Below are 1966 nucleotides of genomic sequence, written 5' to 3'. Positions count from 1 at the left end.
CGGGCCCCATGTGTCGGATGGGTTTGAATATCCGCCCGTTCTTTTCTGGGGCGGCTTGGCGCGGGGGGGGGGGGCCCCCCCCCGGGGGGGGCGGCCCCGGCCCATGCCGCCGTCCCGATGAAGCGACGGCGGTGTCTTGTTGTGCAAGCGGTGTCCGCCCGAATTCCCCGGGCGTGTTTCGCGGTACGCGTGGCGGTGAACGCCACTGCGCCACGCGGAATTCGTCGACAAGAGTTCGACAAGAGTGCGAACACCGGCCCCGGACAGTTCAGGGCGGCATTTCCCGCCGTGCCCTGTCGTCACCCCTTCGGTTCGTTCTTGCGATTCCTGCGCGGCCAGGCCGCCGCCGGGACTTCCTCGATACGTGCCGTTTCGAGGAAAGGTTCCGCATGAACCGCTCCACCCGTTCCACCGAGCGTTCCCCGCGATCCGGTCAGGGCCAGCCCCGTACCGGCGGTCGCTCCCGCCCCCGCCCGCAGGGGCAGGGCCGGCGCAAGGCCGCGCCCGTCGCCGGGCACGCCGAGTTCGCACTGCCGGTCACCACGACGCCCGCGCTGCCCGCCGTCGAGTCCTTCGCCGAGCTGGACATGCCGGCCGCGCTGCTGACCGTGCTCGCCGAGTCCGGGGTGAGCGCGCCGTTCCCGATCCAGGCCGCCACCCTGCCGAACTCGCTGGCCGGCCGCGACGTCCTGGGCCGTGGCCGCACCGGCTCCGGCAAGACCCTCGCCTTCGGCCTCGCCCTCCTGGCCCGCACGGCCGGACAGCGGGCCCAGCCCCGCCAGCCGTTGGCCCTGGTCCTGGTTCCCACCCGGGAGCTGGCCCAGCAGGTCACCGACGCGCTGACCCCCTACGCCAAGGGGCTGCGGCTGCGCCTGGCCACCGTCGTCGGTGGCATGTCCATCTCCCGGCAGGCGAACGCGCTGCGCGCCGGCGCCGAGGTCGTGGTGGCCACGCCGGGTCGGCTCGCCGACCTCATCCAGCGCGACGACTGCCGGCTGGACCAGGTGCGGATCACCGTGCTCGACGAGGCCGACCAGATGGCCGACATGGGCTTCATGCCGCAGGTGACCGCGCTCCTTGAGCAGGTGGCGCCCGACGGGCAGCGGATGCTCTTCTCGGCCACGCTCGACCGCAACGTCGACAAGCTGGTCCGCCGCTACCTGAGCGACCCGGTGGTGCACTCGGTCGACCCCTCGGCCGGGGCCGTGACGACGATGGAGCACCACGTGCTGCACGTCTCCGAGACGGACAAGCACACCGTGGCCACCCACATCGCCGCCCGCGACGGGCGCGTGATCATGTTCATGGACACCAAGCACGCCGTGGACCGGATGGCCAAACGCCTGCTGGCCAGTGGCGTACGGGCGGCTGCGCTGCACGGCGGCAAGTCCCAGCCGCAGCGCAACCGCACCCTGGACCAGTTCAAGAACGGCGGCGTCACCGCGCTGATCGCCACCAACGTGGCGGCCCGCGGCATCCACGTGGACGGCCTGGACCTGGTCGTGAACATCGACCCGCCCACCGACCACAAGGACTACCTGCACCGTGGTGGCCGCACCGCCCGCGCGGGCGAGTCCGGGAGCGTGGTGACCCTGGTCCTGCCGGAGCAGCGACGCGAGATGAGCCGGCTGCTCAGCGCGGCCGGCATCACGCCGCAGAACGTGCAGGCGCGCCCCGGCGACGCCGAGGTGTCCCGGGTGACCGGCGCCCAGGAGCCCTCCGGTGTGCCCGTCACGCTGACCCCGCCGCCGAGCGCGGCGCCCGCACAGCGTGGCGGCGGCAGTGGCAGCTCCTCGCGCGGCCGGCGTAGCCGCGCCGCCCGCGCCCGACGCGGCGGCGCCCCGCACGGCGAGGCGGGTCAGCGGAGCACCAGCGCCGGCACCGGCAGCGGCACCGGTCAGCGCGGCGGCGGCGCGGGCCAGCGCGGTGCTGCCGGCCAGAGTGGCGGCGCCGGCCGGGGCCGTGC

At 74.2% G+C, this 1966-nt stretch carries 1 protein-coding gene; it reads left to right on the top strand.

The annotated features are described in order from the left end of the window. Positions 1-389 precede the first annotated feature (389 nt). On the top strand, positions 390-1966 hold a 1577-nt coding region (locus ACFVFR_RS31480), incomplete at its 3' end, for a DEAD/DEAH box helicase (RefSeq protein WP_383707987.1).

Source organism: Streptomyces sp. NPDC057702, from assembly GCF_042799315.1.
Lineage (GTDB): Bacteria > Actinomycetota > Actinomycetes > Streptomycetales > Streptomycetaceae > Streptomyces.
Note: the sequence above shows the minus strand (reverse complement) of the source record. Positions and strands in the feature narration are given on the sequence as shown.